Below are 20721 nucleotides of genomic sequence, written 5' to 3'. Positions count from 1 at the left end.
GAGCAGCAACTCCGCATAGACGTCCGTCCGATGCTGCTCAAGCGTCCGGGTCTTGTCCCGCACCCTCCGCCGACGCGCCTCCCGATCGATCCGCTGGTAGGCAGCCACACCGACCTCCACCGGGAGATCACCGGAGAGCTGGACCATCCCCTCATCCAAGGGAATCAATTCCACCTTCCGCCGCACACGGCGGGCACGACAACGCCCGGCATAGCCCTCCGGGTCGATGCGGGCGACCGCCCGGTTCGTCGACCGGCGTAATCCGCCCGGGTCCTTCCCCGCCAGGCGGGTGGACATCACCGCGTCGACCTGGCGGGCTTCCTCATCAGTGAGGAGCGCGGTGGGTTCGTGGATTTTCGCCGCCTTGTACCCATCGATCTCGCCGCACCGCATCGCCTCCAGGGTGCGCGGCAGCCGCGTGGTCAGCGCCTGGGCCAACTCCACCTGGTGGTGCGCCGCCTGTTTGCCGATGGCCAGCGCGAGTGCCACCTCGTGCGGCACCGTCGCCGGTTCCTCCGCAGTACGCGTGAAATGGGCGAGTGCCTCGAAATAGTGGGCCTGCAACCGGTTCACCCATGCCTGCACCTGCCGCATCCGGCGCAGCATCCCCGGCCGGCTGGACGGAATGCCGGGGAACTCCGGCAGGTCAGGGAAGTCGGGCAGGATGGGGACGGTCGGGGCGCTCATACCCCTATTTTATCGAACAATTGAACGCGGCAGAGCCAGGCAAAGAAGAGACCACCGGAAAGAGTGAAAACAGCCGGTAGTGACCGCCCCGACACGGGGCCGAGTCCTTACGGGGCAAGCGATCCGCCTTCGGCCGAAGCGGTGCCTGGAGCGCGCCGACGATCGCGTCAAATGCTCAACAGCAAGCCTTTTCGGGCACACGGTCAGGTGTCGGTACCGGCGGGTTTCACCAGGCGCTGGACTCGACCGAGATCAACGGCACCAGGTCGTTGCGGAGTGTTTCCAGGAAGCTGACGATCTCGGCGGCGACCGAGCGGTGCTGCAGGTCGTTGAGGACGTCGTGGTGCGCGCCCCGCACGACCGAAAGCCGGGCCGCCTTCGACGTCTTGACCGCCCTTGCGAGAGCCTCGCGGTCGGCCAGTGGATCCGCGTCGCCGATCAGGACGAGCTGGGGAATCTCCGAGGTGCCCGCATACGCGATGTCCAGCAGGTCATCGGGCAGGGGCACGCCGAGGGTGCCCCGTTCCACGGCCGCGTCGCCACTGAGCACGCCGCGATGGACGGCGCAGGAGGTCCTGATGTCGAGTTCCTCGTCCCAGCTCGTCGTCACGCCGACCGCGCGTCCGGGAAGCCCGGCGAGGACCACGGCGTCGGACCATCCGCCCTCGACCGTGCCCTCGATCAGCGCGGTCACGGTGGCGGCGCCGGAGTCGGCGCCGAGCAGCACCACCGGGCGCCGGGGCTCGCCGTCCTCCGTGGTCTCCGCCGCGATGGCCAGTTCGTCCGCGAGCCGCGCGAGGGAGCCCTTGACATCGGCCTCGTCGATTCGCGGCGCGTCGACGATCCGGACACGGTACGCGTCGGCCGCCAGCCGTTTTCCCAGCCGGGTGTAGGTCTCGCGGGTCTCGCCCCGGCCGGGGACGACGATGATCGTGCCCCGCGTGCGGAGCTCTTGAGGCCCCAGGAAATCGGTGTACTGGCCCATCTTCAGACTCCTTGCGGTTCGGGCTGTGGCACGGGCCGCCGGCCCAGAGCCGGGGCGATCTCCGTGGCGATGAGCTCGAGTGCCCGGATCGCGGCGTCGGAGTCCGCGGCGGCGGGGTCGAACTGGGTGATGAGGTCGGTCGCGACGGGCAGCACCCGTTCCTGCCGCAGTCCGGCCACGATCTCGTCCGGGTGTCCGTAGAAGGCATGGAACCGGCGCAGTGCTTCGCCGATGTCCAGGTTCGCGGGGAACGCGCCGCGCTCGCCGAAACGAAGGGCCGCGCGGTGCACGTCGCCGGCGATGTGCGCCAGCGCGCTGCGCAGTATCCGGAGGCCCTCGGTGGTCAGCTCCCGTTTGCGGGTGATGTCACGGCCGAACGCCGCGTACTCGGCCTCACTGCCGCCGCTGCCGACTCCGATCTCGACGCGCCCTCCGCTGAGAATGTCGACGACCGAGACATCTTCGGCAAGCCGCACCGGGTTCTCCAAGGGCAGGAAGGTGATTGCCGTGGCCAGCCTGATCCGCTTCGTGCGAGCCGCGGCGTGCGCCAGGAACGTCCACGGCGAGGGCAGGAAACGGCGAGCCGGAGGGGTCATGACGCTCCTTCACGCGTCCACGAGCGAACGCTCGCGGGTGTGGCGGTTGACGGGGACGGGAAGGCCGAGGTTGCCGCGCAAGGTGCCGGACTCGTACTCGGTGCGGAACAGGCCCCGCTTCTGCAACAGGGGCACCACGCCGTCGACGAACCGCTCCAGGTCCTCGTTGTTGCGGAACGCGAGGTTGAGGCCATCGAAGGTACCGGCGGCGAACCAGTGCTCGATCGCGTCGGCGACCGTGCCGGGCGCGCCGACGAACGGTGACTGCTTCTGCCCGAACGAGGCCTCCACCACCTGGCGCAGCGTGAGTCCTTCCGTGCGAGCCCGCTCGATGATCTTCGCCGCCGCCGTGCGCCCGCCTCGTTCCGCGAGGTGAGCGACGTCAGGAAAGGGCGCGTCGAGGTCGTACTGGCTGAAGTCGTGAGCACCGAAGGCGCGGCCGAGCAACGCCAGGTCGCGGTCGAAGTCGTTGTCCTCCTCGAAGATCTCCCGCGCGCGCCGCCGGGCCTCGTCATCGGTTGCCCTGACGATCGGGCCGGCGTGGATGAAGATCTTGATGTGCTCGGGATCGCGTCCCGCCGCCGCGGTACGCCGCTTGATGTCTTCGTAGTAGGCGCGTGCCTGATCCAGAGGTCCCGCCGGGGCGTAGATGCCCTCGGCCACCTGGGCCGCGAAGTTCCTCCCTTCTTCGGAGACACCGGCCTGGAAGATGACCGGCTGCCCCTGGGGCGAGCGGGAGAGATTGAGTGGGCCGTCGACCCGGAAGTGCTCGCCGACGTGGTTGAGCGCGTGCAACTTCTCCGGGTCGAGGAACACGCCACGCTCGACATCGGCGGGGAACGCGTCGTCCTCATAGGAGTCCCAGAGACCCTGGATCACGCGAACCGCTTCGAGGGCGCGCCCGTACCGCGTCGTGTAGTCGAGGTGTTCGTCCAGGCCGTAGTTGCGGCTCGTGCCGGTGTCGAAACTCGTGACGACGTTCCATCCGGCCCGTCCGCCACTGATGTGGTCCAGCGAGCCGAACCGGCGAGCCAGGTTGAACGGTGAGTTGTAGGTCGAACTCGCCGTGCCGACCAGTCCGATGTGCTTGGTGTGGGTGGCGACCGCGGACAACAGGGTCAGCGGTTCGAGCCGGTTGAGGTAGTGCGCCGGATAGGTGGGATCGATGAACTGACTGTCCACAATGAACAGAGCGTCGAACAACGCGTGCTCGGCCGCCTGCGCCTGCTGGATGTAGTAGCCGATGTCGATGCTGGCGTTCTTCGCGATGCTCGGGTCCCTCCACAGGCCGTGCTGGCCGGGGCCGCCGACGCCGTAGGGGTGCAGGGCGAGATGGATTTTGCGGGTCATGATGGTTCCCTTCGTGATGGTTCAGGTGCCGAGTAGCGCACGCAGCGCTTCGCGTTCCGCGCGGCCGGCCGACGCCGAACGCAGGGTCGGTGCCGAATTGACGAGCAAGCGGGTGTAGGCGTGCGCGGGCCGGGCGATGACCTCTTCGGCGGGCCCGGTCTCGACGAGTGCGCCCTGGTACAGCACCGCGATGCGGTCCGCGAGTCCCGCCACGGAACCGAGATCGTGTGAGATGAACATCAGCGACACGCCTCCGGCGCGAAGCTCCTTGAGGATTTCGAGAACACCGACCCGGTTGGCGGAGTCCAGCGCGCTGACCGGCTCGTCGAGAATCACCAGCTTCGGCTCGGCCACGAGGGCCCGGGCGAGGCTGACGCGCTGTCGCTGCCCGCCGGAGAGTTCGCCGGGCAAACGTCGCAGCAACTCCTCGTCCAGGCGCACACGGGACAGGTAAGCGCGGGCCCGGGTCACCGCTTCGGCACGAAAGATTCCCTGGACCAGCAACGGTTCGACGAGCGAATCCTCGATGGTCAGATCGGGATCCAGACTGCGCAACGGGTCCTGGAACACGTACTGCACCACACCGCGACGGCGTAGCGAACGCCATTGCCGGTTCCGGTAGCCGGTGACGTCCTCACCGTCTATGACGACCCGGCCCGCGGTGGGTCGTACGAGTCCCACGATGGCCCGGGCGAGAGTCGACTTGCCCGAGCCGGTTTCCCCGATGACGCCGACGACTTCACCGGACCCGAGCGTCAGCGACGCATCGCGCAGCGCATGGCGACGCCGGTGACGTGGTCCATAATAGACATCAAGGCCGCTGACCCGCAGAACCGGTTGCGCACTCATGAGGCCGCTTCTTCCCGGCCCAGGAACCTGTCCAGCCCGTACTGTTCGTGTTCGTCGATGAGCAGGCGGGTGTAGGGGTGCCGCGGCCGGTAGAGCACCTGTTCCGTGGGGCCCTGCTCGACGACGTCACCATTCCGCATGACGAGTACCTCCTCACACAACTGGGCCACGACGGCCAGGTCGTGTGAGACGACTACCAGGGCGAGACCGGTCCTCTCACGGAGGTCCGCGAGCAGATCGAGGATCTCCGCCTGCACGGTAACGTCGAGCGCCGTGGTCGCCTCGTCGGCGATGAGCACCCGCGGTTCACCGGCGATCGCGGCCGCGATCAGGATCCGCTGGAGCATTCCCCCGGAAAGCTCGAACGGGTACTGGCCGTAGACCAGATCCGGGTCGCGCAGGTGGACCGCGGTGAGCAGGTCGAGCGCGCGGCGCCGGGCGTCGCGGCGTTTGAGGCCCTTCTTGACCCGGACGACCTCCGCGATCTGCGGCCCGACCGGCATCGAGGGGTTCAAATAGGACGCCGGATCCTGGAACACCGCGCTGATCGTGGAGCCACGCAGAGCGGTCAACCGCGCGGGTGTCAGGGCAGAGATGTCCTGCCCCGCCACGCGGACACTGCCCCCGGAGATCGTGAAGTGCGGCGGAAGGATGCCCAGTATCGCCCGGCAGGTCAGGGTTTTCCCACTGCCGGACTCCCCGACTATGCCGACGACTTTGCCGGGGGTCAGTTCGAAGCTCACTCCCCGGACGATCTCGCGGTCCTCCGCCTGGCTCCGGATCACCACATCGCGCACGGAGAGCAGCGGATCCGTGGTGACCACGGCGGATGCCGCGTTCTCGGCGAGGGTCGTCATCACGCGCCTCCACTCGGAGCGAGGGTGCCGGAACGATTGCCCCGGGCTTTCCTGTCGTCGAGCAAAGCCCGGCCGGCTTCGCCCGACACGTCGCGGATGGCGTCGGCGAGGAGGTTGCTCGCCCACACCGTCAGCATGATCAGCAGCGCCGGGACGAACGGGGCCCACGGCTGGTAGCCGAGGTAGCCCAGATCGGAGGCGAGCAGGCCGCCCCAGGTCGGTGCCGGCGGCTGCACGCCGATGCCGAGAAAGGTCAGGCTGGACACGATGATGAAACCGACGCCGACGGTCTGCGCGAGCGTGACCGCGACCGGTGGCAGCACCTTGCCCCAGACATGGCGCCGCACGATCCATCCCAGTGAGGCGCCGGAAATGACGGCGGCCTCGACGTACTGCGAACGCGCGACGGCCAAGGTGGCCGCTCGGGAAACCCGGTAGAACAGCGGTGAGACCAGCGCACCCGTCACGAACATCGCCTGCGTGATCCCGTTGCCCAGCAACGCCGTCACCGCCACCGCGAAGAGCAGGAAGGGCAGTGCGACGAGCGTGTCGGCGAGGCGGAGCGTGAACCATTCGAACACGCGTCCCAGATACACCGACAGGATTCCGGGAATGGCGCCGGCGACCAGGGCCATCAAGGCGACCTCCAGTGAACCCACCACGCTGATCCGGGAACCGTCCAAGAGCCGGCTGAACACGTCACGGCCGAGGTAGTCGGTCCCGAGCCAATGCGCGCCGGAGGGTGCCGCCAAGGTGTCGTGACTGGTGGCGAGCGGATCGTGGGGAGCGAGCAGCGGCCCGAAGATCGCGAGGAACGCGATCACCACGAGGATTCCGCAGGCCGCGCGTCCCGAAGTGAGCGAGAAGATCCGGCGTACCAAGGTTCACACCCCTCTTCGCGAGGCCGGCGCGACACGGCCCAAGACGATGTTGACCACGAGGTTGAAGGTCACGACCAAGGCGATCGACACGACCAGCACGCCTTGGACCGCCGGAACATCGCCGGCCTGCGCCGAGTCGTTCGCGAACCGGCCGAAGCCCTGCAGACCGAAGATCCATTCCGTGACGACCGAAGCCCCGACCAGCGCCGGGAACTTCACCCCCAGCACGGCCAGTGCCGGTCCGACGGCGTTGCGCAGCACGTGCCGGAAGAAGATCCGGCGCGCGCTCAGCCCGCGCACCAACGCCCCGGTCACGTAGTTCTCCCGGTAGGCGGTGACCAGTCCGGTGCGAAGTTGCCGCGCCACGTCGGCCACGACGTCGAAACTCAGCGCGAGCGCGGGCAGGATGATGTGGGCCAGCCAGGGGCCGATGCCTTCCGCCGCGGGCACATAGCCCGCCGACGGCAGCCAGTCGAGCCCGACCGCGAAGATCTCCACGAGGACGATCCCGACCACGAACGGCGGCATCACCGAGACCACCGTGACGAAGCCGGTGACCGCCCGGTCGATCCACGTGGTGCGGCGCAGGGCCGCCACGGTCCCGAGCACGAAACCCAGGACCACCCCGAGGACGAGCGCCAGCGTCGCCACCGAAAGGCTGACGCCGAGGCCGAGCCCGATCAGCGTGGAGATGTCGGCGCCACTGGACCAACTCGTCCCCAGCCTGCCGTGGAGCACTTCGGTGAACCAGGTCCAGTACTGGACCAGGAAAGGCCGGTCCAGGCCCCATTGGCTTTCGATGGCGTGGATCGCTTGGGGAGTCGCGTCCTCGCCGAGTTGGATCCGTGCCGGAGAAAGGCCGCTCAGGGAGCGGAGCGCGAACGTCACGAACGTGGCGACGAAGAACACGGGCACGAAGATCGCGACCGACCGCGCCAGGGTGAGCAGGACGCGACCACTCGCCCGTCGCATCCTCTCAGTGCCTGTTGGTGAACGCACCGTACCTTCGGAAGGCGCGTTCGGCCAATCACCTTCCGCAGGTACCTTACGATCCGCAGTCGGTCTCTCAGTGGCCATTGATCGTCACGCCCGTCCAGTCGAGGTGCGCGGGATTCTTCGCCAGCGCGGAGATCGAGGAGCTCTTGGCGAACAGGTTCGGTGCGGAGTAGGTGAACACCAGAGCCTTGCTCTGGAGACCGGCGCGGGTGGCGGCCTGCAGGTTCTGCTGGTAGTCGGGAGCGTCGAGCGGTGTCCGGCGGACCTTCGCCACCGCGTCCTCGAAACCGGCCGGCTCGTACGGCGTGCTGAGGTTCAGCGGGCCGTCCGGTCCGAAGTGGGCGGTCAGGGTCTGGAGCGCGGAATCACGGCCGGTGGTGCCGTAAAGGGAAAAGGTCAGGTCCTTGGCGAAGAACGGGGTCGCCCAGTTCTTGTTCACCTTGATGTCGACCGTGATGCCCACCGCGGCGAGCTGGGACTGGACGATCTCGGCGTCCGGCTGGGCGGCGGGGATCACCAGATCGAGCTTGATATCCCCGGGCCGGTAACCGGCGTCGGCGAGCAGTTGCCGGGACTTCGCCGGATCGTAGGGATAGCGGTTCTTGGACTGGGGGTCGTAGGCGATGTATCCCTCGGGGAAGGGCTGGTCCGTTCCGGTCCCGTAGCCGAAGGTGAGCTTGTCGACGAACTCCTGCCGGTTGACCGCGTAACGCACCGCGTCCACGACCTTGTCGTTGGTGAAAGGCGGCTTGTTGACGTTGATGCTGATGTTGGAGGCGTTGAAACCGGGCTGGACGAAGACGTCGAGACCGGCCTTTTTGGCCTCGTCGGCCTGGCTGGGCCTGATGTCGGCGAAGTTGTAGACGCCCGTCCGCAGGCCGGACACGACCGTCGAGGCGTCGGGTGCGGAGGTCAGCTCGACGCTGTCGATGTGGATGTTCTTGGCGTCCCAGTAATCCGGGTTCTTCTTGAACACCGCTTTGGTGCCCGGGACGAGTTGGGAGACGATGAACGGTCCCGCGCCGACCGGGTTCTGATCCAGTTTCCCCGGGTCCTGTGCGGCCTTCGGGCTGGCGATCTGCAGTACCCGCTCCCCGAGCAGCTGTGGGATCTGATGGTCGGGCTGGGTCAGGACGACCACGACGTCCGGACCGCTCGCGGTGACCGACTTGATGGACGTGAGGTCGCCGAAGAGCGCGGAGTTCTTCTGGGTTTTGGCCCGTTCGACGGCGGCCTTCACCGCGGTGCCGTCGACCGGTTGACCGTCGGAGAACTTCAGGCCGGCACGAAGGTGGAAGGTGACCACATCACCGGCGTCGTTGTAGTTCCAGCTCTCCGCGAGGTCGGGAACCGCCTTACCCTGCTCGTCGGTCCGGGTGAGCGAGGCATAGGCGAGCGCGAGTGCACGGAACTGGGCACCGCTGCCCGAGACCACGGGGTCCCAGTGCGCGGGGAAGGCCGAGGTGGCCCACTTGAGCGTCGCGGCACCGTCCGAAGTGGACGCTCCACCACTACCGCAGGCGCTCAGTACGGCGGCAAGCAGGACAACGAGGGTTCCGATGGCCGAGCCGCGGAAGCGGCGAGCCGTTCTGGGTAGGGACATTTCCTGTCTTTCTCGGGTGGGAATCGCCGCGATCACGGGGCGAGGGCGGGGGTGCCGGCGGCGGTTTCCGTGGTCTCGTCCGTGGACTGCCGGACCGGATTCCGGGCGGCGGTGTGACGGTTCCCGGGGACCGGCAGGCCAAGGTTCCCGCGAAGGGTGCCCGACTCGTACTCGCTCCTGGCCACGCCACGCGCCCGGAGAATCGGCAGGACCCGGTCGGTGAAAAGCGCGAACTCGCTCGGCGCGTCGACCACGACGTTGATGCCGTCGAAGGCGCCTTGCTCGTACCAGTGCTCGATGGTGGCGGCAACGGTCTCCGGTGACCCGACGAACGGCGAACGCGCCTGCTCGCTCAGGTGCTCGACGACCTGACGAAGCGTGAAGCCGTTGTCCTTCGCCAATTTCTTGATCGCTTCGGCCTGGGTTCGGAAGCTGCGCTCCCCCGCGTCGCCCACGTCCGGAAACGGCGCGTCCAGGTCGTACTGGGTGAAGTCGTGCCAGCCGAAGGGACGGCCGAGTTCGGCGAGCGCACGCTCGAAGCTCCGGCCACCGAGCTGGGCTTCTTCCTTCTCTCTCGCTTCGTCGTCAGTGTCGGCGATGACGAGCCGGATACCCGGCAGGATCAGCAGATTCTCCGGATCGCGTCCCTTCGCGGCGGCTCGTTCCCGTAGTTCCGAACGGAACGCTCGCGCCCGCTCCAGGTTCGCGGCGTGAGTGAAGATCACGTCCGCGATGGCCGCTCCGAGGTCACGGCCTTCTTCGGAGTCTCCGGCCTGGAAGACGACCGGTTGTCCTTGTGGCGAACGCTCGAGGTTGAGCGGGCCCACCACCGAGAAGTACTCGCCCTTGTGGTCGAGCCGGTGCTGTTTGGTCGCGTCGAAAAAGACACCGGACGCCTTGTCCCGGGGGAAGGCGTCGGCCTCGTAGGAATCCCAGAGACCCCGGACGACCCCGACATGCTCCAGCGCGCGCCCGTACCGGGTGGCGTAGTCGTAGTGTTCGTCTCGACTGTAGTTGCCGGCCGTCCCCGCGTCGCCACTGGTCACCACGTTCCAGCCGGCGCGGCCGGCACTGATGTGGTCCAATGAGTAAAGACGGCGGGCGACGTTGAAGGGCTCGTTGTAGGAAGTCGTCAGCGTGCCGACGAGTCCGATGGTGGTCGTGTGGACCGCGACCGCGGAAAGCAGGGTCAACGGTTCCAGCCGATCGCGCGACCGGCACCGGGACCCAGGCAGCCAGAGGCACTGAGCGCGGTTCAAGCCCGTCGGCGTATGAGACAAGAGGCTGAGGTAGTGGTTCGGCGAGTTCTCCGTGATGAACTGACTGTCCACAATGAACACCAGGTCGAACTTGGCGGCCTCCGCCTGCCGGGCCCGGGCGATGTACCAGTCGATGTCCACACTGGCGTCGCCGGGTATCTCCGGATGAAGCCAGGTGTCGTGCTGGCCCGGCCCGCCCACGCCGAGGAGGACGGCACCCAGTTTGAGGGTGCGACGGGACATGGTGATCCTTTCCGTGTGAAAATAATGTCGGGAAGACTTCCGTGATGAAGGGGAACGGACGCGCTTCAACGTGCGTCAGGGTTGTGAGCATGCCGGGCCGGTTCCCGGAATGTCCAACGATGTTTCATGATGCGGACGCATCACGATTCGTGATGATTGCTCCAGTAGCTTTCCCGGACATGGACCAGATACTGGACATCGTGCCCTTGCGGAGTCTCGTCGCGGTGGCCGACCGCGGTGGCTTCCAGCGCGCCGCCACGTATCTGAACCTGAGCCAGGCGGCGGTGAGCCAGCACGCGCGCAGGCTCGAAGCGGCCACGGGCAGGCAACTCGTCGAACGTGACGGCCGGAAGTCGCGTTTCACGCCGGACGGCGAGCAGTTGCTCGGCTATGCGCGGCGGATTCTCGCGCTGCACGACGAGGCGCTGCGCAGTTTCGGTGTCGAAAGCGAAGAAACGATAGTGATCGGCTCCACCGAACACGCGGCGGCGCAGCTTCTCCCCTATCTGACCGCCACCCTCGCGAAATCCCTGCCCGACCACCGGGTCCGGTACCGTCTCGACCGCGGAGCCGCGCTCCGGGCGGCACTCGCCGCCGGGCGGCTGGATCTCGTGCTCCTGCCCGGTGTCTCGGACGACCCACGGGCCGCCGTGGTCGGCGAACTGGAACTGACGTGGTACTCCTCACCGGGATGGTGCCGGCCCAGCGGCCCGGTGCCGCTGGTCGCCTTCGACAGCCCGTGCGCGCTGCGCACCAGCGCGCTGGAGACACTGGCCGGCCACGGGATTCCGGCCGAGATCGGCGCGGAGGCCAACCAGCTCGCCGGGGTGCACGCCGCCGCGGCGGCGGGTCTGGGCGTGGCGCTCCTGGCGACCTTCGGCCAGACTCCCGAGGGACTGGTGGCGCGTGACGACCTTCCTGTCCCCGACCCGCTTCCCCTCAGCGCCTGCTGTCGTCAGGGCCTGGACCCGCAGGTGTCCGGCCACGCCATCAGATCACTCCGCCGGCTGCTTTCCGCCGGCGCAAGCCCGTCGGCGTCTGAGACATACAAAGGAGCCTGAATGTCCGCTCTCCACATCCCCGCCGGTGACCACGACGGCGAGTACGTCCGCACCCCCAGCGGCGCGCTCGTGCCCGCCGAGATCGACCCCTTCCACCGGGCGCTGCGGCGGGTCGCCCCCAGCGGTCTCATCGGCCACACCACCCAGACTCCGGGCATGAAGCGGCTCGAGGCGATCAGTGGCAAGACCGTCGGCGCGACCGGCCTGTGGATGGGCCAGACCCACGTGCCGGCCTCGACCGCCTCGGCGAACCACCATCACGGTGACTCCGAGACCGCGATCTACATCGTCTCGGGCAACCCGACCTTCGTGTTCCTCGACGTCGACGGAGACGAGCCGACCGAGACCCACATCCACACCGGTCCCGGCGACTACGTCTTCGTGCCGCCCTACGTCCCGCACCGCGAAGAGAACCCGGACCCCGACACCGAGGCCGTCGTGGTCATCGCCCGCACGACACAGGAGGCGATCGTGATCAACCTCGACGAGCTGGACTGGTCCGAAGTCCAGGTGGGCACACGGGAGAACCAGTCCGATTCCTGACCGCCCGCGGCTCAGTCCCGATAACCTCTACCATCGTGACCCAGCCGCCCACACCATCAGATTCGCCTGGCCAGGAGCCTCCCGCTGGGAGCGAGCCGGCTGCGGACGCCCTCGTCGACGAACTACGCGGGCGTCTTCCCGGGCTTGTCGACGAGGTGCTGGCGAGCGCGGACGTCGTGGGCGAACTCGATCGGGACGTGCAAGCCGCAGACCGGGCGAGGGTGAACGACGAAGTCCGGAAACGCGCACTCGCCGACGCGGACGACATCCTCCGGATCACCAACCCCGAGATCTCCGCGCTGCGACTCGCCAACAGGTTGCTCGCCGCCCACTTGCGGCCCGAACCCGAAGTGACCGGCCGGAACCCGAACCCGCGCGACAACGCCGGACACGCCGCGTTCGGCTTCGCGCTCTGGCTGGGAATGATCTACCCGCTGCTGTTCTGGCAGATCGGGCAGACGACGCCGACGGGCATCGTCAGGTTCGGCGTGTTCGCCGGTCTGGTCGTCGCTGCGGGCTTCTCGCTCAGATGGGCGTACGTAGCGGTGGCGTGGGCGGGAAACCGGTTCAGCGGCAAGCGGGCCTTCGGTGGCGCGGGCTGGCCGCTCATGACCGCCTTGGCAACGACCTACCTGCTGCTCCTGTGGCGGGTAGGGCCGTCTTCCGTGACGGCCATGGGATCATTCTGGGCGTCCGTGGTCTGGATCGCCTGCGGTCTGGTGACGCTGGTCCTGCTGTTCTTGCTGGTCGCGGTGACCAACGTGCCGACGGCCAACGAGGAAGAAGGCAGGCGCGTGCCGCGGCAGGTCTATGCCCGAGGCTTCCTCTTCGGTTTCGCGGCCGTAACGATGACCTACCTTCTGTTGTCCGCGACGACGTCTTGGCCGCAATGGGCGGGGTGGGTGTCCGGGGATGCCATGTCGTTCCTGATTCTGGTGGTGATCGGCCCGATCACGCTGAGGGCCCAGGTGGTTCCGGCATCGCTCTCCCAGGATCCGAACCGTCGTGGGAGTGCGGTGTGGAACCAGCGCCTGACCGAGTTGCACAGGAACGTCCTTGCCGCTGAGGAAGATTGGCACACGGCGGCCAGGACAACCGTGCGGGCCACCGTTTCGCGCCATCTCCACGAAACCGTCAACCCGGCGTTCAGCACAGTCCTGACCGGACTGGACCGCAGCGGCCTCGGGCTGATGCGGGCGGGTGATCGCGTCGTCACCACGGCCGCGTTCGCCCGGCTCCGGTCGCTGACGGACGGGATCACCGGCGGAGCCGTCGGCGTGGCCGGACCGCGCGGGGCCGGCAAATCCACCATGCTCGACGCGTACCAGGCGGGTAAGTTCCTCGGCCCTGGCAAGCAGCACATCGCGCTCCTGGAAAGCGTGCCAGTGCGGTACGACGCGCGGGAGTTCGTCCTCCACCTCTTCGCCCGGACCTGCACGGAAGTGATCCGGTTCTGCGGCGAGCGCGTCGACGACCAGCCGAGCCGCTGGCCGGCCTGGCTCGCCCACGGGCGCAAGGCAGGGCCGTTCCTGGTCGCGGCGGCGCTCTGGGTCGTCGTCGGATTCGCGGGCTCGGCGACGATCACGAACCCACGTCCGGACTTCCGCGCCTGGCTGGTCACGATGTGGTGGCCGATCGTGTTCGTGCTCGGCTCGGCCAGCCTGGTGTATCTCTTCCTGCGACGGAAGCCGCCTGCCGCCCCACCACCGCCATCCACCAGGGCCAGGCCCGGTGATCTGCGTGCGCTGGGTGACCTCGCCGCCGAGACGCTCAACGGGATCGAGTTCCAGCAGAAACACACCTCGGGTTGGTCGGGCAAGGTCGGTCTGCTCTTCGGCGCCGAGACCGGCCTCACCGACTCCCGCGAACTGACCCGCCAGCCCCGCAGCTACCCCCGGATCGTGCACGATTTCAGCGAGTTCCTTCGCACCACCATCACGTGTCTTTCCGCGGTGCCGAGTATCGCGACGCCGTCTGTGGTGATCATCCTCGACGAGCTGGACAAGATTCTCTCCCCCGCCGAAGCGCAGGACTTCGTCAACGAGGTCAAGGCCCTGTTCAACCTCGACGTCCCCGGGTTCCTGTTCCTCGTCTCGGTGTCGGAGGACGCCCTGGCCTCGTTCGAACGGCGAGGGCTGCCGGTCCGGGACGCCTTCGACAGCGCCTTCGACGCGATCTTCCGGCTCGAGTATCTGACTCTCGACGACGCGCGCTCGGTGTTGAGCAGCCGCGTTCTCGGGTTACCGGAGCCGTTCATGTGCCTGTGCCACTGCATGTCGGGCGGGCTCCCGCGCGAACTCCTCCGTGTCGCTCGCCAGGTCACCGCCCAGGATGGCACGCTCGAGGAAGTGTCACGCCAACTCGTCGCCGATGATCTGGCCGGAAAGGCGGCCGGGCTTCGGACGATCGTGGCGCGGGAGGCATACGACGACGTGCTCGCCGGCGAGTTCGTCAGGCACGTCGACGCGCACTTGGTCACCGAACCGGCCGTGCTCCTCGGAGCCGCCGCGAAACCACCGATCCCCCTGGAGGCGGATTCCACCGCATTGTTGCGGATCCAGATGGAGACGCTCGCTTACCTGTACTACCTCGGCACGGTCAGGGAAGTTTTCGGCACCGGCTTCAGCAAGGAGGACCTCGCCCGAGGCCGCGACAGCGAGGGTGACGCCTCGTTCGACACGCTGGCCTCAGTACGTCAGCTGTTCTCGGTGAACGCGAGGCTCGCCTGGCTCACGATCAGCGCGTTCCGGGAGTCCTGGAACCTGCCGACCGTGCCCGCACCGGCGGGAACACGCCCGTTGTCCGGAGGTAACGGCGAGCGCGATGTCGTGCCCGCCGCCGCCGAATGAGGTCCGTGATCCGGTCGGTCAGGTGCGGACGGCACGCGCCAGCCAGGCGGCGGCGTCAACGTGGTCACCCTCCGAGACGCCCAGCAGCGCGGCCTTCGGCGCGTCGGTGACGATCCGGTAGCGGCTCGGCGTCAGGTCTTCCAGTACCCAGCCCTCGCCGAACGCTGCCCGCAGCACGGATTCGCTGATCTGCGGCCCGACCCGCGGTCCGGTGTCCGCGAGCGCCAGGACGTGCACCCGGCCGCCGGGCCGGGTGACGGTGTGCAGGCCGCGCACATAGGCTGCGCGGTGGCCGGCCTGGAAGATGTGGAACAGCGCACTGTCCACAATGGTGTCGAACCGTGGCTCGGTACCGAGTTCGAAGGCGTTCGCGACCTCGAAGCGCGCGGTCACCTGTCGTGCCGCCGCGTTCGCGCGGGCGTGCCGCACCGCACTCGGTGAGAAGTCCACCCCCAGCACGTCGTAGCCGAGCCGAGCGAGGTGGATCGTGTTTTCACCGGTCCCACAACCCGGGTCGAGGACCTCACCCCGGATCCAGCCGGCGCGCTCCAACTCGACGACGGCCGGCTGCGGCTCGTCGATGATCCAGGGCGCCGTGCCGGACTCATAGGCGGACTCGAAACTGTCGCGTAAGAAGGATGTCTCCATGACGCCAGTCTGAAACCTCCACCATGGTTGAGGTCAACCGATCTCGGGTAAACCTGGAGACGAGCACCATCGAGGAGGCGGACGTGACCGAGTATCCGAACGAAACCATCTTCACCTGGGGTGCCACTCCGCTGAAGTTCGGCGCGGGCGCGGTCGACGAGATCGGCTGGGATCTGGCGCAGATGGGCGCGGAACGGGTCCTCATCGTCACCGATCCCGGCATCGCCGCGACCGGCGCGCCGGAGCGTGTCGCCGAGGCCGCGAAGGCGGGCGGGCTGACCGTCGAGATCTACGATCAGGTGCACGTCGAGCCGACCGACGTCAGTATCCAGGCCGCGGTGGAGTTCGCCCGGCAGTCGGAGTGGGACGGTTTCGTGGCGGTCGGTGGCGGGTCGTCGATCGACACGGCCAAGGCCGTCAACCTGATGACCACCTACCCGGCGGATCTCTTCGACTACGTCAACAAGCCGATCGGCCAGGGCAAGGCGCCGGACGGGCCGCTCAAGCCGCTGATCGCGGTGCCGACGACAGCGGGCACCGGGGCCGAGACGACACCGGTGTGCGTCATGGACTTCCGGGAGCTCAAGGTGAAGTCCGGCATCAGCCATCCGCGGCTACGGCCCTCGATGGCGGTCGTCGATCCCCTGCTGACGCTGTCCATGCCGCCGGAGGTCACCGCCGCCGGCGGCATGGACGTGCTGTGTCATGCGCTGGAGTCCTACACGGCGAAGCCGTTCGACTCCTTTCCGCGACACCGCGCCGAAACCCGGGTCGCCTACTGCGGGTCGAACCCGGTCTCCGATGCCTGGACCGAGCAGGCACTCACGCTGCTGGCCCGTTCCTTCCGCAAGGCCGTGCTCAACGGCGGCGACCTGGCCGCGCGAACCGACATGATGATGGCCGCGACCTTCGCCGGCATGGGGTTCGGCAACGCCGGTGTGCACATTCCGCACGCCTGCGCCTACCCGATCGCCGGACGGGTCAAGGACTACCGGCCGGCCAACTATCCGCAGGACGAACCGCTCGTCCCCCACGGCGAGTCGGTGTCGCTGACCGCGCCCGCCGCGTTCCGGTTCACCTTCCCGACGAATCCGGAGAAACATCTGCGGGCCGCGCGGATGCTCGACCCGCTCGCACCGGAACAGCGCCACCCGGTCGACCAGCTCCCGTCCGTGTTGTCGTCACTGATGCGTGACATCGGCACGCCCAACGGAATCGGTGGTGTCGGCTACGACGAGAACGACATCCCGGAGCTCGTGGAAGGCACGCTCAAACAAGAACGGCTGCTCGCGGTCGCGCCGCGGCCCGTCCGGGCGGACGACCTGTCCGCGATCTTCGCCGAATCGATCGAGAACTGGTGACGGGAAGGCGACACGGAGCGGTCACGCCGGTGGAGGCACCGGGCGGTGGGCCAGCGGGGTCGAGAGCACCATGGTGCTCGACGGAGGACCGTACGGGGCGAGACGGTCGATGAGATCCTCGAACGCGATCATGGACTCGACCGCGATCTTGATCAGCGCGCAGGCGTCCCCCGTGATGCGGTGGATCTCCCGTACCTCCGGCCATTGCGCCACCGCCGGGTCACGCAGCACGCAGGCGAGGCCGTAGCACGACATCCGGATGAAGGCGATCACCGGGCGTCCGGCCCGCGCCAGTTCGACCTCGGCGTGGTACCCCACGATCACGCCCGTCTCCTCCATCCGCCGGACCCGTTCGGCGACCGCGGGCGGCGAAAGGTGCACCCGCCTCGACAGCTCGCTGAACGACAGCCGGGAGTTGGCCTGCAGCTCCGCCAGCAAGGCCCAGTCCATCTCATCCATCGCGGGTATCCGATCTGAAGGTCAGGACCTCTGATTGTCTTCAAATCCGAAACCGGAGACAAGATAGTCCTTCGAATCGGTCTTCAACCCAGCCCTGCCACCTTGGGACCATGGGAGCCGGCAAGGTGAGGAGGCGATCGTGCGGTCCAGCATCGATCCGAAGCTCGACTTCGACCGCGTGCCCTATGACGACTACGTGCACGCGACGACGCTCCACCGGTTGCAGCGGACGCTGAGCGACGATCCGGGCGAGATGTCGTTCCTGATGATCAGCCAGGTGATGGAGCTCTACTTCGGACTGATCCATTTCGAACTCGTCGGTGTGCAGAAGAAGCTCCGGGACGACGACGTCTGGGGCTCGTTGCTGCCGCTGCGCCGCGCCGCGTTGCACCTGGAGGGGCTCAACGCGGGCTGGCAGACCCTGCGCTGGATGACCCCCGGCGACTTCCACCGGTTCCGCAACCTGCTCGGTGAGGGATCCGGGTTCCAGTCCGCCATGTACCGGCGGCTGGAGTTCCGGCTGGGCCTCAAGACGGCCTCCCTGATCCGGCCGTTCCACCACCAGCCCGAGGTGTACGCCGAACTGGAGGAGAGCCTGCGGGAGCCCAGTGTCTGGGACGACGTGATCGCGCTCCTGGCGCGCCACGGCCACGCTGTCCCGGATTCCTTGCTGGTGCGGGACTTTTCCGTCGAGCACCGGGCTCATCGGGCGGTCGAGGCGGCCTGGGTGCGCATCTATGCCGACGACGGACCGGAAAACCGCCTGAGGTTGCTCGGGGAGGCGCTGACCGAGGTGGCGGAGCGGTTCGACGACTGGCGCTACCTGCACCTCAAGGCCGTGCGGCGGTCCATGGGGAATCGCACCGGCACGGGCGGTTCGAGCGGGATGACCTGGCTGCGCCGCAGCATGACGCGCTTGGTGTTTCCCGAGCTGTTCACCGCCAGGACGGTGATGGAGTGATGGACACGACCGAGGGCGGTGCCCTCGGGATGGACCGGGCCGACCCGGGCCACCGCGAGCGGTTCGCCATCCCGCCCGCCGACGGTGGCCGGTATGCCGAGACCGCCTATCTCGCCGGCAATTCGCTGGGCCTGCAACCGCTGACGGTCCGCGAGGAACTGCTCGAAGAACTCGATGACTGGGCCAGGTTCGGCGTCGAAGGCCACCTCGACGCCCGGCGGCCGTGGTTGCCGTATCACTCACTGCTGACGGAGACAGCCGCACGTCTGGTCGGGGCGCTCCCCCGCGAGACCGTCATGATGAACTCGCTGACGGTCAACCTGCACCTGCTGATGGTGTCGTTCTACCGGCCGGCCGGGGACCGGACCCGGATCGTCATCGAGGCCTCCGCGTTCCCGTCGGACAGCTACGCGGTGCGCAGCCAGGCCCGTTTCCACGGGCTCGACCCGGACGCCACCGTCGTCCGCCTGGACAGCGGGGAAATACCCGACTTCCTTGCGCGCGAAGGGAACACCGTCGCGCTGCTCCTGCTGGGCGGGGTCAACTACCTCACCGGGGAGTTGCTGGACATCCCGGCGATCACGACTGCCGCCCACGCGGCCGGCGCGATGGTGGGCTGGGATCTCGCACACGCGGCGGGGAACGTGCCGCTGCGCCTCCACGAGTGGGCACCGGACTTCGCCGCCTGGTGCTCGTACAAGTACCTCAACGCCGGTCCGGGCGCGGTCGCGGGCGCGTTCGTGCATGAGCGCCATCTCGGCGACGCCGGGCTTCCCCGGTTCGAGGGCTGGTGGAGCACGGAGGAGGCGACCCGGTTCGAGATGTCCCCTGTCTCCCGTCCACCATCCACAGTAGACGCTTGGCAGGTGTCGAACCCGCCGATCCTCGCGATGAGCCCGGTGCGCACGTCGCTCGCGATCTTCGACGAGGTCGGCATGGAAACGCTGCGGGCGCGCAGCATCCGCCTCACCGGTTACCTGGAAAGCCTGCTCGACGAGTTCGTCCCGGCCGGTGTGCTCACCCCACGTGACCCCGCCAGGCGTGGCTGCCAGCTCTCCCTCCAGGTGGCGGACGCCGACGAGGTGACGAAGCGGTTGCGTGCGGAGCACGGGGTGTGCGCCGATGCCCGCAGGCCCGACGTGGTGCGTCTGGCGCCGGTGCCGCTGTATTCGAGCTACCACGACTGCTGGCGGGCCGCGACCGCGCTGAAGGAGGTCCTGTGAACGAGATCGCCGTGGTCGGAGGCGGGCTCGCGGGAAGCCTGCTCGCGTGTTTTCTCGCCCAGCGGGGCGAAAAGGTCGTGCTCTACGAACGGCGGTCCGATCCGCGGGCGGGAACGCCGGAACGCGGCCGTTCGATCAACCTCGCGCTGTCCGAGCGCGGGCTCAACGCCCTGCGCCGGGTCCAACTGGACAAGGAGGTGCTCGCCGACGCGCTGCCCATGCGCGGCCGGATGATCCATCCGGTGGCCGGTGAGCTGGACTTCCAGCCCTACAGCGCGGACGGCGAACGGGCGATCAACTCCATCAGCCGTGGTGCGCTGAACAACGTCCTGCTCGACGCCGCGGAGTCCGTTGTGGACATCAGGTTCGCGCACCGCCTGTCGGAGCTGGACCCGGAGACGGGCACGATGGTGTTCCAGACCCCGGACGGTGAGGTGCGCACCGGGGCCGCGGTGATCTTCGGGGCGGACGGAGCCGGGTCCGCGGTGCGCGGTCAACTGGTGCGCCACGGGGTCACGGAGGAGACACTGGATTTCCTCGACTACGGCTACAAGGAGCTGACGATCCCGCCACGGGACGGCGAGTTCGCGCTCGACCCGGGTGCGCTGCACATCTGGCCGCGCGGCGCCTCGATGATGATCGCGCTTCCCAACCCCGACAGGTCGTTCACCTGCACCCTGTTCTGGCCGAACAGCGGCACCGGCGCGTTCGCGTCCCTGAGCAGCCCGTCCGCCATCGAGAGGTTCTTCGCCGCGCGCTACCCCGATGTGCCGCCACTCGTACCCGGCCTGGTCGCCGACTACCAGCAGAACCCGGTGGGGTTGCTCGGCACCGTGCGATGCGCGCCGTGGCGGGCCGGGCGGGTATGCCTGATCGGCGACGCGGCGCACGCGATCGTCCCGTTCTACGGCCAGGGTGCGAACTGCGCGTTCGAGGACGTCGTGGTGCTCGACGACTGTTTCGAGCGCACGGACGGGAACTGGGCCGAGACGCCGGCGCTGTTCGAGGCCTCCCGCCGCGAGGACACCGAGGCCATCGCGCAGATGGCGCTCGCCAACTTCACCGAGATGCGGGACAAGGTCTCCTCGCCGGTGTACCGGCTGGGCAAGCGGATCGAACACACCCTCGAACGGTTCTTTCCAGGCCGGTACGTTTCGCGCTACGAATTGGTCTCGTTCTCGAACGTGCCCTACGCGCAGGTGCGCCGCCGGGTCCGCACGCAGCACGGCGCGCTGGTGGCCGCCGGAATCGGCCTTTCGGCGGCGATCGCGGGTGGCACGGCGAAGGCATGGAGGCGGTCGTGAGCTCTC

19 protein-coding genes are annotated in these 20721 nt (G+C 68.1%); 7 read left to right on the top strand and 12 right to left on the bottom strand.

Going from position 1 to position 20721, the window contains the following annotated elements:
• The 10 genes from ACFSXZ_RS07995 to ACFSXZ_RS07950 form a co-directional block, all read right to left on the bottom strand.
• Positions 1 to 687 (bottom strand): DUF222 domain-containing protein (locus ACFSXZ_RS07995; protein WP_378262912.1); only part of this gene is annotated, 687 nt, incomplete at its 3' end.
• Positions 688 to 913: 226 nt separating this feature from the next.
• Complete coding sequence (locus tag ACFSXZ_RS07990) at positions 914 to 1672, bottom strand: alpha/beta hydrolase (protein ID WP_378262910.1); 759 nt, start codon at positions 1670 to 1672, stop codon at positions 914 to 916.
• A gap of 2 nt (positions 1673 to 1674) precedes the next feature.
• Positions 1675 to 2268 carry an LLM class flavin-dependent oxidoreductase gene (locus ACFSXZ_RS07985; RefSeq protein WP_378262908.1) on the bottom strand — a complete coding sequence of 198 codons (594 nt, stop codon included), beginning with the start codon at positions 2266 to 2268 and terminating at the stop codon, positions 1675 to 1677.
• A 9-nt stretch (positions 2269 to 2277) separates the two neighbouring features.
• Complete coding sequence (locus ACFSXZ_RS07980) at positions 2278 to 3618, bottom strand: NtaA/DmoA family FMN-dependent monooxygenase (RefSeq protein WP_378262906.1); 1341 nt, start codon at positions 3616 to 3618, stop codon at positions 2278 to 2280.
• 21 nt (positions 3619 to 3639) lie between these two features.
• Positions 3640 to 4467: an ABC transporter ATP-binding protein gene (locus ACFSXZ_RS07975; RefSeq protein ID WP_378262904.1), complete on the bottom strand. Its 828-nt coding sequence runs from the start codon at positions 4465 to 4467 to the stop codon at positions 3640 to 3642.
• Positions 4464 to 5324: an ABC transporter ATP-binding protein gene (locus ACFSXZ_RS07970; protein ID WP_378262902.1), complete on the bottom strand. Its 861-nt coding sequence runs from the start codon at positions 5322 to 5324 to the stop codon at positions 4464 to 4466. The genes ACFSXZ_RS07975 and ACFSXZ_RS07970 overlap by 4 nt, the downstream gene beginning before the upstream one ends.
• On the bottom strand, positions 5324 to 6205 hold the full coding sequence (locus ACFSXZ_RS07965; protein ID WP_378262900.1) for an ABC transporter permease: 882 nt from the start codon (positions 6203 to 6205) through the stop codon (positions 5324 to 5326). The genes ACFSXZ_RS07970 and ACFSXZ_RS07965 overlap by 1 nt, the downstream gene beginning before the upstream one ends.
• Before the next feature lie 3 nt (positions 6206 to 6208).
• Complete coding sequence (locus tag ACFSXZ_RS07960) at positions 6209 to 7177, bottom strand: ABC transporter permease (protein ID WP_378262898.1); 969 nt, start codon at positions 7175 to 7177, stop codon at positions 6209 to 6211.
• Positions 7178 to 7271: 94 nt separating this feature from the next.
• Complete coding sequence (locus ACFSXZ_RS07955) at positions 7272 to 8804, bottom strand: ABC transporter substrate-binding protein (RefSeq protein WP_378262896.1); 1533 nt, start codon at positions 8802 to 8804, stop codon at positions 7272 to 7274.
• Positions 8805 to 8836: 32 nt separating this feature from the next.
• Entirely contained in the window at positions 8837 to 10306 is a 1470-nt protein-coding gene (locus ACFSXZ_RS07950) for an NtaA/DmoA family FMN-dependent monooxygenase (protein WP_378262894.1), read from the bottom strand.
• Positions 10307 to 10485: 179 nt separating this feature from the next.
• Here ACFSXZ_RS07950 and ACFSXZ_RS07945 point away from each other — a divergent pair, with 179 nt between their 5' ends.
• The 3 genes from ACFSXZ_RS07945 to ACFSXZ_RS07935 are packed head-to-tail and all read left to right on the top strand — an operon-like array spanning position 10486 to position 14759.
• On the top strand, positions 10486 to 11367 hold the full coding sequence (locus ACFSXZ_RS07945; protein WP_378262892.1) for a LysR family transcriptional regulator: 882 nt from the start codon (positions 10486 to 10488) through the stop codon (positions 11365 to 11367).
• Entirely contained in the window at positions 11368 to 11910 is a 543-nt protein-coding gene (locus ACFSXZ_RS07940) for a cupin domain-containing protein (RefSeq protein WP_378262890.1), read from the top strand.
• Positions 11911 to 11945: 35 nt separating this feature from the next.
• Positions 11946 to 14759: a transcriptional regulator gene (locus ACFSXZ_RS07935; RefSeq protein ID WP_378262888.1), complete on the top strand. Its 2814-nt coding sequence runs from the start codon at positions 11946 to 11948 to the stop codon at positions 14757 to 14759.
• An 18-nt stretch (positions 14760 to 14777) separates the two neighbouring features.
• Here ACFSXZ_RS07935 and ACFSXZ_RS07930 read toward each other — a convergent pair whose 3' ends face one another.
• Positions 14778 to 15407 carry a class I SAM-dependent methyltransferase gene (locus tag ACFSXZ_RS07930; protein ID WP_378262886.1) on the bottom strand — a complete coding sequence of 210 codons (630 nt, stop codon included), beginning with the start codon at positions 15405 to 15407 and terminating at the stop codon, positions 14778 to 14780.
• Positions 15408 to 15490: 83 nt separating this feature from the next.
• Between ACFSXZ_RS07930 and ACFSXZ_RS07925 the strand changes: the two genes are divergently transcribed.
• Entirely contained in the window at positions 15491 to 16768 is a 1278-nt protein-coding gene (locus ACFSXZ_RS07925; protein WP_378262884.1) for a hydroxyacid-oxoacid transhydrogenase, read from the top strand.
• Between the two features lie 21 nt (positions 16769 to 16789).
• On the opposite strand, the gene ACFSXZ_RS07920 is transcribed toward ACFSXZ_RS07925, so the two are convergent.
• Positions 16790 to 17227 (bottom strand): Lrp/AsnC family transcriptional regulator, encoded by a 438-nt coding sequence (locus ACFSXZ_RS07920; protein WP_378262882.1) that lies wholly within the window; start codon positions 17225 to 17227, stop codon positions 16790 to 16792.
• Between the two features lie 139 nt (positions 17228 to 17366).
• On the opposite strand from ACFSXZ_RS07920, the gene ACFSXZ_RS07915 reads away from it, so the two are divergent.
• The 3 genes from ACFSXZ_RS07915 to ACFSXZ_RS07905 are packed head-to-tail and all read left to right on the top strand — an operon-like array spanning position 17367 to position 20715.
• A complete protein-coding gene (locus ACFSXZ_RS07915; RefSeq protein ID WP_378262881.1) occupies positions 17367 to 18188 on the top strand; it encodes a tryptophan 2,3-dioxygenase in 822 nt (273 codons plus the stop codon).
• Positions 18188 to 19411, top strand: a complete 1224-nt coding sequence (gene kynU / locus ACFSXZ_RS07910) for a kynureninase (RefSeq protein ID WP_378262879.1) — start codon at positions 18188 to 18190, stop codon at positions 19409 to 19411. Before ACFSXZ_RS07915 ends, kynU begins: the two co-directional genes overlap by 1 nt.
• Positions 19408 to 20715: an FAD-dependent oxidoreductase gene (locus tag ACFSXZ_RS07905; RefSeq protein ID WP_378262877.1), complete on the top strand. Its 1308-nt coding sequence runs from the start codon at positions 19408 to 19410 to the stop codon at positions 20713 to 20715. Before kynU ends, ACFSXZ_RS07905 begins: the two co-directional genes overlap by 4 nt.
• Positions 20716 to 20721 lie beyond the last annotated feature (6 nt).

It is taken from the genome of Amycolatopsis pigmentata (assembly GCF_042684065.1).
GTDB classification, from domain to species: domain Bacteria; phylum Actinomycetota; class Actinomycetes; order Mycobacteriales; family Pseudonocardiaceae; genus Amycolatopsis_E; species Amycolatopsis_E pigmentata.
The sequence above is the reverse complement of the archived record's forward strand: the minus strand, read 5'-3'. Positions and strand labels throughout refer to the sequence as shown.